General features: G+C 65.5%; 11 protein-coding genes. 1 reads left to right on the top strand and 10 read right to left on the bottom strand.

Going from position 1 to position 15,061, the window contains the following annotated elements; genetic code table 11:
• On the bottom strand, nucleotides 1–545 hold a 545-nt coding region (locus RAD04_RS21240), incomplete at its 3' end, for a flagellin N-terminal helical domain-containing protein (protein WP_461625311.1).
• A gap of 322 nt (nucleotides 546–867) precedes the next feature.
• On the opposite strand from RAD04_RS21240, the gene flbT reads away from it, so the two are divergent.
• Entirely contained in the window at nucleotides 868–1,305 is a 438-nt protein-coding gene (gene flbT / locus RAD04_RS21245) for a flagellar biosynthesis repressor FlbT (protein ID WP_028144338.1), read from the top strand.
• Between the two features lie 79 nt (nucleotides 1,306–1,384).
• Here the strand turns inward: flbT and RAD04_RS21250 are convergent, their stop codons facing one another.
• The 9 genes from RAD04_RS21250 to RAD04_RS21290 all read right to left on the bottom strand — a co-directional run bounded on the left by RAD04_RS21250 (nucleotide 1,385) and on the right by RAD04_RS21290 (nucleotide 15,038).
• Nucleotides 1,385–2,884, bottom strand: a complete 1,500-nt coding sequence (locus RAD04_RS21250; protein ID WP_461625312.1) for a pyridoxal phosphate-dependent decarboxylase family protein — start codon at nucleotides 2,882–2,884, stop codon at nucleotides 1,385–1,387.
• The gene (locus tag RAD04_RS21255; protein WP_461625313.1) at nucleotides 2,881–4,134 is read right to left on the bottom strand and encodes an ATP-grasp domain-containing protein; all 1,254 of its coding nucleotides are present in this window, start codon (nucleotides 4,132–4,134) and stop codon (nucleotides 2,881–2,883) included. Before RAD04_RS21255 ends, RAD04_RS21250 begins: the two co-directional genes overlap by 4 nt.
• Nucleotide 4,135: 1 nt before the next feature.
• Nucleotides 4,136–5,785, bottom strand: coding sequence for a hypothetical protein (locus tag RAD04_RS21260; protein WP_461625314.1), 1,650 nt, complete (start codon nucleotides 5,783–5,785; stop codon nucleotides 4,136–4,138).
• Nucleotides 5,775–6,551, bottom strand: coding sequence for a hypothetical protein (locus tag RAD04_RS21265; RefSeq protein ID WP_461625315.1), 777 nt, complete (start codon nucleotides 6,549–6,551; stop codon nucleotides 5,775–5,777). The genes RAD04_RS21260 and RAD04_RS21265 overlap by 11 nt, the downstream gene beginning before the upstream one ends.
• Nucleotides 6,552–6,622: 71 nt before the next feature.
• Nucleotides 6,623–8,503 carry a flagellar protein gene (locus RAD04_RS21270; RefSeq protein ID WP_461625316.1) on the bottom strand — a complete coding sequence of 627 codons (1,881 nt, stop codon included), beginning with the start codon at nucleotides 8,501–8,503 and terminating at the stop codon, nucleotides 6,623–6,625.
• A gap of 20 nt (nucleotides 8,504–8,523) precedes the next feature.
• Nucleotides 8,524–10,407 (bottom strand): flagellar hook-associated protein FlgK, encoded by a 1,884-nt coding sequence (gene flgK / locus RAD04_RS21275; RefSeq protein ID WP_461625317.1) that lies wholly within the window; start codon nucleotides 10,405–10,407, stop codon nucleotides 8,524–8,526.
• Nucleotides 10,408–10,441: 34 nt separating this feature from the next.
• Entirely contained in the window at nucleotides 10,442–12,703 is a 2,262-nt protein-coding gene (locus RAD04_RS21280) for a flagellar hook-basal body complex protein (protein WP_461625318.1), read from the bottom strand.
• A 268-nt stretch (nucleotides 12,704–12,971) separates the two neighbouring features.
• Nucleotides 12,972–13,484, bottom strand: a complete 513-nt coding sequence (msrB, locus tag RAD04_RS21285; RefSeq protein ID WP_091958883.1) for a peptide-methionine (R)-S-oxide reductase MsrB — start codon at nucleotides 13,482–13,484, stop codon at nucleotides 12,972–12,974.
• Nucleotides 13,485–13,568: 84 nt separating this feature from the next.
• Nucleotides 13,569–15,038: an NAD(P)/FAD-dependent oxidoreductase gene (locus RAD04_RS21290; protein WP_461625319.1), complete on the bottom strand. Its 1,470-nt coding sequence runs from the start codon at nucleotides 15,036–15,038 to the stop codon at nucleotides 13,569–13,571.
• Nucleotides 15,039–15,061: the final 23 nt, after the last annotated feature.

The raw sequence follows: 15,061 nt of genomic DNA on the forward strand, positions 1-15,061 counted from the left end.
ATGGTACCTTCCAGGGTCGTGGTACCGCCGGCGCCGGTCGTTGCGCCAGTGCTTGCGAAGACGCCGATGCTGGCGCCGAGCGTCGTGGTGCCGGTCGCCGCCGTGGTGCCGCCGGCCGCGCCGCTATACAGCACGTTGCTGGATGCCGTGGCGCTGGCATAGGAGGTCGTGCCACGCAGGTCGGCCGCCGTCGCACCGGAGATGGTGGCGGAGACGTTGGACTTGGTGGAGTAGCCGACCGTGGTCTGCAGAGCCTGGTTGGCGATCGACTTGGCGCTGTCGATCAGCTTCTGCAGCGAGGTGATGCCGGTGTTGGCCGCCTGCAGCACCTGCACGCCGTTGGCGATGCCATCGAGCAGGTTGTTGATGTCGCTGGCGCGGTTGTCGAGCGACTGTGCGGTGAAGAAGTTGGTGGGATTGTCCAGGGCCGAATTGACGCTCTTGCCGGTCGACAGACGGTTCTGCGTGGTGGCGAGAAGATCAGCGGTGGACTGGAGGGAGAGGAGGTTCTGGCGAACCGACGCGGAGAGGACGATGCCTGACATAACTCTGTTACCTTTCTGGTAAACGACGCAACTGTTACTCGTCTGCTTGGATCGAGCTTGACCCAGCGACCGCCGGACCGTGGCGCCGAGACCTCTAACGAAACATGAAATGAAATCCGTGCCTTTGCCGGGTTTCGCGTGATTCGGCCGGGGACGCCGCGCAAGATCGCCGCGCAGCCGCATGGGTACGACCTTGAAACTATTGCGATTTCCCGCGCGAACGGCGGGAATTTACAGGTCGTTAACTAATTCCGAGCGAGAATCACGTCTTCATAGGCCGCAACGAGCGCTCGGTTACGAAAGCGTTGATGGAGAACAGGCAATGGCCCTCAAGGTCGAGCTCAGACCGCACGAACGCATCATCGTCGGTAACTGCGTGATTACCAACACGGACCAGCGCGCGCGCCTCCTGATCGACGGCGACAACGTACCGATCCTGCGCGAGCGCGACATCCTCACGCCGGAGACCGCGGATTCGCCAGCGAAGCTCGTCTATCTGGCGGTCCAGCTCATGTACATCTCGCCGGATCCGCAGAGCCAGCACGGCACCTATTTCAACCTGGTGCGCGATATCGTCACCGCGGTGCCGAGCGCCTGGCCGATCATCGAGGGTATCAACAACAACATCCTGAACGGCGACCTCTACCGGGCGCTGAAGGATGCCCGCAAGCTGATCGCCTATGAAGAGAAGCTGCGGAGCCAATTCGAGGCCACCCATCCCCAGACGGAAGCGGCCAAGGACGTGAGCTCCGCCGCCTGACCATCGACGTTCACCTCCGCAAACGACAACGGCCCCGGATCGCCTCCGGGGCCGTTGTCGTTTCAGCCATGCACCAGTGCTATTGCGCCGCGAGCGGCGGTGCCTCGACCTCGATCATCCCGTCGCCGCACCGCCGGCTGCCGAACTCCAGCACGGCTGCGACCAGCGCATCAATGTCCGCCTCCTCGGTGCGGTGATTGACGATCGCGGCGCGGATCGCAAACCTGCCGCCCAGCGTCGTGCTCGAGGGAGCTGCTATTCCGGACTCCTGGATGTCGGCGACAATCTCACGATTGACCGCATCATCGGCGCGATAGCGGAAGCAGACGATATTGAGGTTGACCGGCGCCAGCAATTCCAGCCGCGGTTCGGCCATTACGCGGGCCTCCAGATATTTCGCCAGCGCGCAGCTTCTCGTGATCGTCGCACCCAGCCGATCGGTGCCGAATGTCTTCAGCGTGAACCACGTCTTCAGCGCACGGAAACCGCGCGACAGATCGGGGCCGAGATCGCAGGGCCAGACCGCGCCCGCCGCAAGCCCCCTCGCCTCGCGGCGCAGATAGGCCGCGGGCTGCGCAAAGGCCTGCCGATGCTGCTCGCCATCACGCACCAGCAGGAAGCCGGCGTCGTAAGGCACCTGTCCCCATTTGTGGAAGTCGAGCGCAATCGAATCTGCGAGCTCAATGCCGCCGAGCAGCGGCGCGAGTTCGGGCGAGAAGATCGCAAGCGCACCGAAAGCGCCGTCGACGTGAAACCAGATTCCCTCCTCGCGGCACAGCTCCGCGACAGCCTTGAGGTCGTCGATCGCACCAATGTCGACCGTGCCGGCAGATCCAACGACCAGGAACGGCTTGAAGCCGACCTCGCGATCGATTGTGATTTGCGCACGCAGCGCGGCGACGTCGATGCGATGATCGGCATCGACGTCGACCTTGCGCAGCGCATCGGTGCCGAGCCCGGCGATATCCATCGCCCTGGAGACGCAGCCATGCGCGGCCTGCGACGCATAGGCCGTCAGCACCGCACCGTCATTGCCGATGCCGTATTGCCGCGCCAGCGTGCCGAGCGCAGCCGTGCGCGCCACCAGCACCGCCATCAGATTGGCCATCGACGTGCCCGTGACGAAGATGCCGCTCGCACTGTCCGGAAACGCGAACAGACGGCGCATCCAGTCGACGATCTGGCGTTCGACCTCGATCGGCATGTGGTCGCGTCCGCCGAGATTGGCGTTGAGGCCGGCCGCGAGCATGTCCGCGACCATGCCGACCGCGGTGCCGCCGCCATGCACCCAGCCCATGAAGCCGGGATGGACGTTGCCGGTCGCATAGGGCGCGACGTGATCGGCGAACTCGCGATAGACCTCCGCGAGGTCGCTCGCCTCGCGCGGCACGTCGGCCTTGAAGGCTGAGCGGGTCGCATCGGGAATCGGCTGCCAGACCGGGCGCGCCCGAACGTTGGCGATGCCGTCGATCGCATCGTCGAGCATGCGATGGGCGAGCGCGCGAAATTCGCTCCAGTCCTGCGGGTCGAGCGAGCTGTGCGCAGCGGAGCTTTGCGCGTTGCGGATAATCTCGTTCATGCTGCACTCCCCTCGCCTGCTCCTGCATGCCGCGACAGCATCGCCGAGAACGCCGCAAAGATCTTGCGCATCTGTGGCGGCTTGTAAGGAAACACGACCGGCGAATCCATGTTGTGCACGACGGCGGTGTTGTCGGCCTCGAACACCAGGAGCTCGCCGTCCTGGTTCTCGGCGCAATCGACGATGAAATAATCGAGGCCGACGCGCCTGCTCATCTCGTCGAGCGCCTTTCCGTGACGCGCCGCGAAGGCATGATCGAAGTCGCGCATGAAGATCGCCTCTTCGGCACGCTTCTCCTCGCTGAACGCCATGTAGGCGTTGAGATACCAGATGTCCCAGCGGTCGGCGATCGCCATGTGGCAGGCGTAGGGTTTGCCGTCGACCATCGCGAGACGATATTTGCGATAGAGCCCGTCAGGATTCACATAATCGACGAAGCGCGCGACGAAGAAATCCTGCTCATCACGCTCGGCAAGATAAGCTGCGAGCGCTGTGGCATCGTCTAGCTTCGCGAGCCCGACGCCGGCATGCGAGCCGCGCGGCCGCGCGATCATCGGAAAGCGCAATTCACCCGCGATGTCCCGGCAGGCGATCTGCCCTCGCGAAAGATCGGACAATTGCGCGCGCGTCGCGTGGATGGTCGCAGGAATATCGAGACCCGGCACGCCGGCCAGCAGCCGATACAGCTTGTCGCGATCGAGGTTGCCGATGCGATCGGGACGATTGAGCAGCGGCCGCGGCCAATGCGGCGCGGCCTTCTCGATCGAGGCGAGCGCCTCGCGGCATTCCTCGGAATCGGAGGCGACCACGATGGCAACGTCGTGCTCGGGCAAATTCTCCGGCAAACCGACGCCCTTGACCACGTAGAGCGTCAACAGCTCGATGTCGGAGCCTTCGAGCAGAAAATCGATCGGCGTGTTGCCGCCCATGTCGATGTCGGCTGCTAGCGCGAGCACGCGCAAGCCCGGCTTCGGAGCAGCGCTCGGCGTGCGAAACAATTGGTGGAAGCTCAGCAACTCCGACTGGATCGCAAGTCCTCGATCCTTGTCGCCGAGAAGCTGGGTGATCAACGACAGATCCAACCCTTCGCCCGCCAATGCGGTCCCGGCCGCGATCCGCGCCAGCAACTGGTCGCGCAACGGATGCAGGTCGACACCTTCGAAGGCCTGGCGCGTCAGCTGCGCAAAGCCGATGCGATCGGCATAGTTCGCCGCGGTCATACGAAGCGGCGCGGAAACCGGATGCTGCATCTCACACCTCGAACGCGGAGTTTACCGGCGCAGCCGCGACCGCGCCACGGTCGAGCAGCAGCTCGATCTTTACCAGGACATGAGCGATGCGATCGAGAATGTCCTGCACGTTGCGTCGCGCCTGCGCGATGTCGGGAGACCAGGCCTCGGTCACGAGCCGTGCGCCGACACAGAGGCGCAGCACCGCCTGCGGTGCCTCGTCCTGCCACTCCAGCCGGACCGGCTGGCCGATCAGGCAGCGCTGCATCGCGACCTGCCGGTCCAACGCACTGCCGCCGATCGCCTCGTTCATGTCACGCGCCAGCGCGCGATGAACGGCCGCGGTCTCGGCGATCGAGACCGGCTTGCCGTCGCGCAGCAGGATGAACGGAAAGATCGTGGTTTGTGCAAATTCCTCGTCATCCACGCCGGCGGTCCCGATCGCGGATGGGACGGGGCGAAGCGACGGCGACAGCGCGATCATGCTGTCGATGCCGGCGGCGAGCTCGGCGAGCATCTCGGCGCGGAAAGCCCCTGATACGGCGTAGTAGCGGCCGATCTCGGCCAACGCCGCTTCCCAGCGCAGCCATTGACCGAAGTTCGGACGGCGTTCGAAGCGCGAACGCAGCGCCGTCCAGGCCACCGGCCAATCGCAACGGCCGGCATAGTCGAAGATTCCGGGCGCAATCCCCTCGACCCGGTCGAGCGACCGCGAAAGGCCCTTCGGCACCAGCACCGCGCCACTGAAAGCGGGTCCACCGAAGAATTTCGAGCCTGTCATCAGCACCATATAGCCGCGGTCGAGATAGGAGCGCAGCCGGCGGCGGCCGAGCCGGGCCTGACAGGCGTCGACGACGATCTGGACCTTGCGCGGCCAGCGCCGCGCGATCTCGTCGAGACAGGCCGCGCTCGGTGCGCGCCAGCCGAGCTTGGATGCATCCATGATCTGGAGCAGCACGGGCGCGCCTTGCGCGATCGTGGCCTCGATCGCATGCAGCACCGCGGCATCCGCGTCCGCGCGCATCGCAATCCCGGGCGCGGTTCCGAGCAGCGGCAATGCGAGACTGGCGCCGGCGAGCCCCGCAACCGCACCGTCCTTGCGAACCGCAAGGCCGCTCGCCGTCATGGAGCTGAAATGGTGCCCGCGGGCGGTGTGGATCGTCCCGCTTCCGGTCTGGTCGGCGCCGACCACGATCGTCACCGGCGGCGCCCCGAGCACCGCGCGCGCCAGGAACAGGGCGTGGAGCTGGGAGTCGGTACCGGAGGGCGAGAACACGACGTCGACGCGCGGCGAGAGCTGGAGATGGCCGCCCAGCTCGTCCCGCATGTCCTCGCAGCGCGCATCGAAGGCGATCTCGACCTCGTCGAGCAGGCACTTGTGCATCAGCTCTTCGCGCGCCAGCGCGGCACGGTCGTAAGCCACTTGCGAGATCGTCGATGCGGTCGAGGAGGCGAAATTCCAGATCTCCGGCTCCGGCGAAGCCGCGCAGCCATAGCCGTTGACGCGATCCCTGGCGTCGAGCGCCAGCCGCGGGTCGCCGCCGGAGACGAGCAGCGTGTCCAGAGGTGTGAAGAGATCGCGCAGGCGATAACGCGAGCCGCCGTCGGGGGCGCGCTCCTGACCTGACAGACGGGATGCGCCGGCGCTCATCCCGGAAGGCTTACGCCGCATCGGCCGCCGCCGCCGGCGCGAATTGCGAGGCGATATCGCCGTGGAACACCGACGGCCCGACGTGATCGAGCGAGCTCTGGATGTCGGCCCAGATCTCGCCGCCGATATCGGTCCAGCGCTTGCAGAAGGCGAAGTCCTCGGACAGATACGTGCCGGTCGCCGGATCGATCACGCATTCGAACAGCGCAAACCGGTTCTGGCTCGCCGCCAGCGTGTCGTGCGAATGCTCGCGGAAGAACTGCAAGGCCGCATAGTCCGGATGACGGCACATCGCCTCCAGCGCCTGGCGCCGGATCATCAGGAAGCCCGTGCCCGCATAACGCACCCGGGTAAAACCGTTGACGACGACGATGCGGTCGGGGTCCTCGATCTCGAGCACGTAGTCGAGCGAGGCGGCCGGCACGTCGGTGCGGCCCGACTGGATCGCCCGCGCGGCCTTGTCCCAATTGACCCGCTTGATCGGATAGCAGCCGGCGACGACGTCAGCGCCGCATTCGATCAGCCTGAACACCTGCTCCGGCTTGAAGCCGATATCGGCGTCGATGAACAGGAAATGCGTCGCCTTGGGATCGTCCAGGAACATCGCGACCAGATTGGCCCGTGCGCGGGTGATCAGCGCATCGCCGTCGCGCAGCAGCACCTTGAGCTCGAGATTGGACATGCCGTGCACGGCGCGCTGCAGCGCGAAGATCGAGCTCGCATAGATGCTCGACACCTGCCCGCCGAAGCACGGCGTTGCCACCACCAGTTGCATCCTGTCCGACATCGGCAGCTCCGCCCCGCTCCAATCCTCACCAAGAGGTAAAGAGGCATGGTTAACGGCGTCTTAACGCATCCTTACAGGAACTTGACGAGCGAGAGCTGCGCGAGGTTCGAGGTCACCTGGTAGGACGCCTGGAGCGCGTTCTGCAGCGCCAGCAGCTGGCTCGCGACCTCGTCCGGCGAGGCCGATTCCGCCTGGTCGATGATGGTCTGGAGCTGCGCCTTGGCCTGAGTCTGGCGCGTGCTCGCGTCCTTCATCGTGTTCTGGGCCATCGCAATGTCGGTCTGGATGTCCTCGATGCGCTGCTGGCCGGGCTGCTGGGTCAGCGCCTGGGTCGTGCGCAGGCTCAGCGCGGCGACCTGCCCGCCCGAATACTGCCCGGTCGGCGAGGTCGAGAAGATCCCGAACACCGCGATCGCCTGCAGCTGCCGGCGGATCGCGTCCTCGTTCGCCTGGGCGCCGTACTGCACCGTGACGGAATCGTCGACCCGCGCCATCGCGGTGGAGCGCGCCGAGCCGGGCCCGTCATTGCCAAGGTACCATTCCACGGTGGTGGCCGAGCCGTTGACCAGCGTCGTCGCCGAGCTCGCGGGCGAGGAGCCGACGCGGAGCGGCGGCTGCGTGGCAGTCACCGGCGTCGAGGCAAAGCCGAGCGAACCCAGCGCGCCCGTATTCGAGCTGGTGATGTTCAGGCTGGCCGCATCGTCGGTGTTGATCGTGATCGAACCGCCATGGATTGTCGACGGCTTCGACGTCCCCGTGATCGCGTCGATCTTGCTCATCAGCGTCTGGATGCTGTCGCCGACGTTGAGCTGGTTGCCGGTCGCGCCCGAGGCCACGAAGGTCAGCGTGGTGCCGTTGACGGTGATGGTGTCGCCCGCGACGAAACCCGGCGAGATCGAGTCGGTGGGGCTGGCCCCGGACAGCGCCGTCGCTCCGCTGATCGGTACGAGCGGGCCCGCCTGGCTGGTCTTGGGCGCGCCGATCGCAGAGCTCGCGGTGTTGAAGAAATTGTCGCCCGCGGTAACCGCGGATGCTGCCACCAACGAGGTGCCCGCGAGCTTCTTGATCGCGGTGTTCAGCGCCGTGTTGAGGTTCGTCGCGGTGTTGGCCGGGTTGACGGGGATGCTGGCGTCGATCGCGAAGCTGCCCACCGGGGTCGGCGTCGCCGTCGAGGCGGTCAGGTCGATCTGCTCGGTCGAGCCGTCCGGCAAGGTGAACTGAACGCTGAGCTTGTCGCCGTTGTTCGGATTGACGCCGTTAAGATTGACCGAGAACGACACCGGCGAGCCGCTCGGGCCGGTGATGGTGGCGCCCGTCAGTGTCGAGGAGACCGCCGCGATCTTCAGACCGAACGGCGAACCGGCAACGTCCTCGGACACCTGTATCGCGCCCGACGGCAGCGTCGACTGCACGAGACGCCCCATTCCGTCGCCGAGGTCGGCGGCCTGGCGCTCCGCCATCACGGTCTTGAACCCCGCCTGCGTCGTGGTGCCGTTGATGATGTCGCCGGCATCCGCAACCGACTGCGTGTTGACGGCGGTTCCGGAGAACAGATAGCGGTTGCCCGTCTGCGTGTTGAGCACGCCGACCATGGAGCCGAACTGGGCCGCGGCGGTGTTCTGCGCGATGGTCTGACCGTTGACGTTGAGATCCTGCGCGGTGTTGGCGGAGCCCGTCTGCACCGTGCTGCGGATCTTGGTCAGCGACTGCAACGCGGTGTTGGCGAGGTTGATGCTGACATTGACGTTGGTGATGGTGTCGGTATAGGCGGCGATGTTGGAGAGCTGCGCGCGTCCGGCGATCGCAAAGCCCTCGTTGGTGCCCATCCCGGAATAGTTCTGCGACAGCTTGCCGGTCGCAAGCTGCGTCGACAGATCGGTGAGCTGCTGATTGATGTTGCGGATCTGCGCTCCGAGAACCGACGAAGAGTAGTTGATGCTGCTGATCGACATGTTTCAGAGCCTGTTACTGCTTACACTTGAGCCTGGATCAACGTGTTCATCATGCTCTGCACCACCGACATGACGTGAGCGTTGGCGGCATAGGCATTCTGGAGCTGGATCAGGTTCGACATCTCGGAGTCGAGGTTGACCTTGGCGGTGGAATCGAACTTGGCCTGCAGCGTCGAGACCACGACGCTCTGGCCCTGCTGGAGCTGCGTGGCCTGCGTCGAGGCGTTGGCCTGGATGCTCAGGAACTGCTGCAGGTAGTTCGAGACGCTGCCGCTGAAGGGCTGGTTTGCCGAGCCGAGGCCGGTCGCCGGCGAATAGGAGAACACCGCCGAGGTGAGCTGCGCGTAGAGATAGTCCGAACGCGTAGTGTCGCCCGCGGGGGTCACCGGCGAAGTGTTGTAGACCGACATCCTGGTCGGGTCGGCGGCCAGCTGCGTGTTGACCTTGATGCGTCCGGCAAGGCCGGTCAGCTGCGAGCCCGACGATGTGATCGCGCCGGTGTAGAGCGCCTGCCCGCCGTCGGTGAACACGGCCAATTGCGGATTGCCCGAGGTCAGCGACGAGATCGTCTTGCTGATCGAGGCCGAATTGACCTTGGCGAGCCCGGAATTGTCGTCCGTGACCCGCAGCGTCGTGGCGCTCGCCGGCGCTGGCGCCGCAGAGAAGCTGAGATGCGAGGTCGAAAGCGCGGTGTTGAGCGCCGAGGCGATCGCGCCCATGCCGCCGGAAAAGTTCACGCCGATCTGCATCGGGTTGGCGTTGGTCGCATTCTGCAGCGGCAACGCCGCCGGGTCGGTCACGTTCACCAGCGTGATCTGGCGCTGGGTGTTGGTGGCCGTGTCGGTGTAAGTGAAGGTGGCGGTGTTGCCCGGGAGGGCACCGCCGAGGTCGATGTCGAAGCCGGCAGGCGGACCCGATACCGTGCTACCGGCCGTGGTCTTGTCGGACAATGCGCTCGACATCGTCGCGGCGAGCTGGTCGATCTGGTTCTGGGCCTGCACCAGCGTCTGGTCGCGCAACTTCAGATCAGCCGCGATCTGGCCCGATGAGACCACGTTGTTGGCGACGACGTCGACCTTCGAGCCGTTCGGCAGCACGATGTTGAGCGCGCCGACGCCGGACTTGGCCGGATCGATGTTGTAAAGCGAGGTCGCAGACATCGCCCCGGCGGAAGCAAAAGTGAATTGCGAGGCGAGCCCGGCGCCGACCAGCTGGATGCCCGTCGTGGTGTAGAGGTTGGCCTGGTTCGAACCGTCGGTGGTGACGCGGACGTCGACATATTTCGACAGCGTGTTGATGGCCTGGTCGCGCTGGTCCATCAGCGTGGCAGCCGAGGGGTCGTTGGCCGACAGGCCCTGCAGCTTGGAGTTGATGGTGGCGACCTGCTGCATGGCAGCGTTCGCGGCCTGCGCCGAGGTGCCGAGATCCTGCTCGACGTTGGAGCGCAGCGACTGGATGCCCTTGGTGGTGACGTTGAGCTGCGTGGCCAGCGCCTGCGCCGCACCGAGGGCAACCGTTTGCGCCGACGACGCGCCCGAGCTGGTCGACAGCGCCTGCAGCGCCGTGGTGAAATTGTTCAGCGCGGTTTCGAGCGTGCCGCTGTTGCCGGGCGTGCCATAGACACTCTGAAGCTGCTTCAGAATGTTGGCCATCTGGTCGGCGTAACCACCGCCGCCGGTCTCGGTGCGCAGCTGGTTCAGCACAAAGCTGTCGAGCTCCCGGCTGACGCCGGTCGTCATCGCCGTCGAGCCGAAATCGCCGGTAGTGACCTCGATCTGGTTCGGGCTCTGGACGACGTAACCCGGCGTCTGCGAATTCGCGACGTTCGAGGAGACGATCGAGAGCGCGGCCTGGTTGGCACGCAGACCGCTCATCGCACTGGCGAGGGCTGAACTCAAACCCATGTTACTTGCCGCCTTTGGTTACGTTACGCGCCGGTCAGCGCAACACGTTCAGAAGGTCCTGCACCATCGAATTCGCGGTCGTGATCACCTTGGTGTTGGCCGAATAGGCCTGCTGCGTCACGATCAGCTTAGTGAATTCGTCGGCGATGTCGGTGTTCGAGCCTTCCAGCGAAGAACCGCTGATGCTTCCCGATGCGCCGTCGATCGCGGCGCCCGACTGTTCGGTCGCTGCATACGCGCCACCATCCATCGCCTTCAAATAATTGGTGCCGTTGAAGTGCGACAGCGAGACTTGGGCGAGGTTGAGGTTCTGGCCGTTCGAGAAGGTGCCGACCACGAGACCGCTGTTGTTGACCGCGACCGACCGCAACTGGCCTGCGGCGTAGCCGTTCTGCGTGATGGTGTTGATGGTCACGGCACCCGACGTGCTGGCATATTGCGTCAGGCCGCCGCTCGAGATGTTGAAGGCGACGGAGCCAAGCGACTGGCCGCTGACGCTGACATTGTTGATGGTGATGCCGGAGCCGGCCGGCGTGGTCAGCGAGCCGTCGGAAGCGAAGGTGAAGGCCTGGCCCGTATTGACCCAGCCGACCGTCGTGCCGGTCGCGTTCGGATCAGTCTGGTAGAACAAATTCCAGCTGTCGGAGTGACCTGCGCCCAGCGAGGCGCTGTCAGTCTTGGCCCAGCGCAATTGCAGGTTCACCGGCGTACCGGCAGCGTTGTAGGCGGTCACCGCGCCACCGCTGATCGACTCCTTGGTGAAGGTCGCGATGTCGTTGCCGATCACGCCGCCGGTGCCCGCGGTGCCGCCGCCGTTACGGTTCTTTGTGATGGTGGAGGTAAAGCCGAGCGCGGCGAAGGCGGCGCTGTTGGAGCTCGACACCGACAGGTTGGACACGGTGCCCGTGTTCAACGTGATCACACCGCTGGTGCTGACGGAGGAGCCGGTGGCGCCGGAGAGCGCATCGATCTTGCTGAGCAGGGTCGTGATGTTGTCGGTGATGTTGATCTGGTTCGGACCGCTCGCGCCCGAAGCCATGAATGTCAGCGTCTGGCCGTTGACGGTGATCGTGTCGGCAGGCGGGCCCGCCGAAAAACCCGAGGAGAGAACCTGGGCGCCGCCGGCCGTCGCGCTGCCGCTCAACAGCGTCGCCCCGGAGATGGCGGGCGAGGACAGCACGTTGCCGCCGCGCGTCACGCTGGTGATGCCGAGCGCCGTGGCCGCTGTGCCGCTGTTCACCGCCACGTCTGTGGTGGTGCCGCTCGAAATCACGATGTTGCCGCTGGCGCTCAAGGAAGCGGTGACGCCGGGGCCGGCTGCGTTCTGAATTGCGGTCAGAATGTCCTGGACCGTCGCAGGCGTGCCGGCGCCCAGACCGATGGTCGAGTTGGTGCCGAGCGTGACGGTGTTGCCGGCGTTGAAGGTGATCGTGTTGCTGCCGTTGATGGTCAGCGTCTGGCCGCTCAACGCGGTGAGGATGCTCGATGCCAGATGCGTGCCGGCGGCATTATCCAGCGATGTCGTCGTCGATGCCACGGCCGACGAGTTGTTCTGGAGAGCGACCGATCCGGTGTTCGTCGTCGACGAATAGGGCGAGCGGAGGTTGCCCGTTGCCGCGGCGCCCGAAGCGGTGTTGTTGGTGTAAGGCGCGGGCGGCGTGCCAACCGGAAGCGGGTTGGCAGCGAAATCCGATGGGTTGAGGCCGCCGGCCGCCAGCAGCGTCCCGGGCGAAGCGGTCGAGCTCGCCGCAGTGTTCGGCTGGGTCGGCAGGTTGGCCGCGTACTGGATCGAGGTCGTCGCCTGGGCGGGGATGAAGTTATTCTGGAATTTCAGGACGTTCGCAACGTTGCCGGTCGGGTTGCCGGTCTTCGGGTCAACCGTGACGCCCATCAGGTAGTAGCCGGCGCCGTTGACCAGATTGCCATTGGCGTTGAGCTGGAAGTCGCCGCGGCGGGTGTAATAGGTGACGCCGCTGAACACCGGCACGTTGTCGACGACGCCGGTCGCCTTCTGAATGGAGAAGAAGCCGTCGCCGGTGATCGCCATGTTGGTGGCGACGGTGGAGCCGGAGATCGTGCCCTGCGTGGTGATGGTGGCCTTGGCGTTGGCCGTCACGCCGCCCGCGACCTGCTTGCTCGGGACCGAGGAGTCGGGAATGAGATCGACGAAGCTGGTGCCGATGCCCTTGTAACCGGTGGTGGATGAGTTCGCGATGTTGCCGGAAATGTTCTGCAGCGCGTAGGACTGCGCCTGCAGGCCACCCACCGAGGTGTTCATTGCATCGAAGATACCCATAACTTTGTCTCCAAATCCGATCTCGGCGGCGGGTCGACATGGCCGCAGTCGGAGGAGACAGTCGCAAGGGCTATGCCAATGCGGGTATTCTCAGGAAATCAATGACTTAATGAAAAAGCCCCAGCCTGACGACCGGGGCACATTTGCCGGGACCGGCAACAATTGCCGGGAGATGGGGTCGTTCCGGAGCGGTCCGCAGGACGAATCCGGAAGTTCGAGATTCCGGGTTCGGTCCTGCGGACCGCCCCCGGAATGACACTTCAACTCACTACGTCGCAGACGCCGCCGCCGGGCGGAAGACCAGCCCGAAACCGTCGATGCAATAGCGCAATCCGGTCGGCTTCGGACCGTCGTCGAAGACGTGGCCGAGGTGGCCGCCGCAGCGCCGGCAATGCACCTCGGTGCGAACCATGCCGTAGGCGCGGTCCTCGGTCTTGCCGACATTGCCCTCGATCGGCTGGTAGAAGCTCGGCCAGCCGGTGCCGCTCTCGAATTTGGTCTCGGAGGCAAACAGCGGCAGATCGCAGCCGGCGCAGGCGAAGATGCCCTTGCGGTGCTCCTTCAGCAACGGGCTGGAGCCGGGCCGCTCGGTGCCGTGGTTGCGCAGGATCTCATATTGCTGCGGCGTGAGCTGGGCGCGCCATTCAGCCTCCGTCTTCGTGATCTCGAACTTTTCCGCGGCTTTCTCGCCAGCCTCGGCAGGCGTTCCTCTCAGCCAGCGGAAGGCCCCAAGGCCGAACAGGCCGGCGGCAGTCGTCAACAGGATGCGGCGGTCAAACATCTCATTCTCCGTGCGGGAGCTCCACGCCCTGAGATACGGGCTCTGTCGGCCGACGTTACACTGGCGGGCGGAATTTCTCTCAACTTATTGGGAGGCGACGCCATCTTCCGAGGCCGGTTCCACGGCCTGTTCTGCCTCCCGGACCGCGGGTTTCGGCGGCGGGGCCGGCCGCGGCCGGACGCCGGCCGGTGGGCGGCGCGGACCGGTGCCGGCGGCCCGATTGGCTTCGGCCAGACGCGCCTCGCGCTGCCGGTCCTTGACCCTGGCACGTTCGCGGTAGCGGGCGAGCGAACCCGCGGCGGCGGAACTCGCCCTGCCCCAGATCCCGACCAACTGGCCCGCGACCCGCCCGGTGGCTCCGCCCGCCCAGACCAGCTCGAACGGCGAGAACAGCTTCCAGCGCTCATCGCCCCACAGGATGCTGCGGGCGATCATCTGCCCGGCCATGGCCGAAATGTTCATGCCCTGGCGGCCGAACCCGCTCGCCACCCACAGGCCTTTGCGCAACTGGCCGATCTGCGGCATGCCGTGCACGGTCTGGCCGGTGGCGCCGCCGAACATTTCGCTGATCTCGACATTGCCGAGCTCCGGAAAGATCGTGCGGATCCGCCGCCTGATGCTGCCTGCAAAGCGCTGCGGCCGCGCGGCCCAGGTGGTCTCCGGGCTCTCCCACAGCAGCCGGTCACCCTCGACGATGCGGAAATGGTCGACGCCGTCGGAATCCATCACCGCTCCCTTGAAGGCGATGACCTCGTGCACGCGCTCGCCGAGCGCCGCGGTGATGCCGGCATAGCGCCAGACCGGCAGCAGCGTCTCCGACAGCCGGCGCAAGGGCGCGCCGAGATGGATGTTGCCGGCAAGCACGATGTGGGTTGCGCGCATACGCGCCGAGGGCGTGACGATGCGCTTGCGGATGCCGGAATGATCGATGCTGACGACCGGCGTGTCCTCGAAGATGCGGGCGCCTGCCCGCCGCGCCAGCGCCGCGAGGCCGTGCACATATTTGCGGCCGTCGACCTGGAATCCTTTGGGATAATACACGCCGTGGAAGTAGCGATCGGTCTTGAGCACCTCGCGGACGCGATCGACCTGCCAGCCCTCGACCTCGGTGTCGAAATCCTCGTTCAGCATCTGCAACCGGCTGATCAGTCGGTCGCCGGCATCGACGTTGGAGACCTCGAGCACCCCGTTGCTCAGGGCGATCCCCGGCATGTTCTCTTCCGTGGCATTGGCACGGACGAACTCGGCCCCCTCCTTCGACAGCGTCCACAATTCACGCGCGTCCTCGAAGCCGATGCGCTCGATCAGGTCGGTGAGCGGCAGCGCAAAGCCAGGCGTCACCGTGCCGAGCTGGTTGCCGGAGGCGTTCCAGCCGATATGACGGCCCTCGAGCACCGCGACACTGGCCCCGAGCCGGGCGGCCTCCAGTGCGATGGAGAGCCCGGCAAGCCCGGCCCCGATGACGCAGATGTCGGCGTCGAGATCGAACGACAGCCGTACACGGTCGCGAAAGCCGGCTTCTTCCTGGGACATGCTTGTGAAAGTCTCGCTCATGCCGTTTTCTTAGAGGACTGAGC

Source organism: Bradyrhizobium sp. 25ACV (assembly GCF_054863005.1).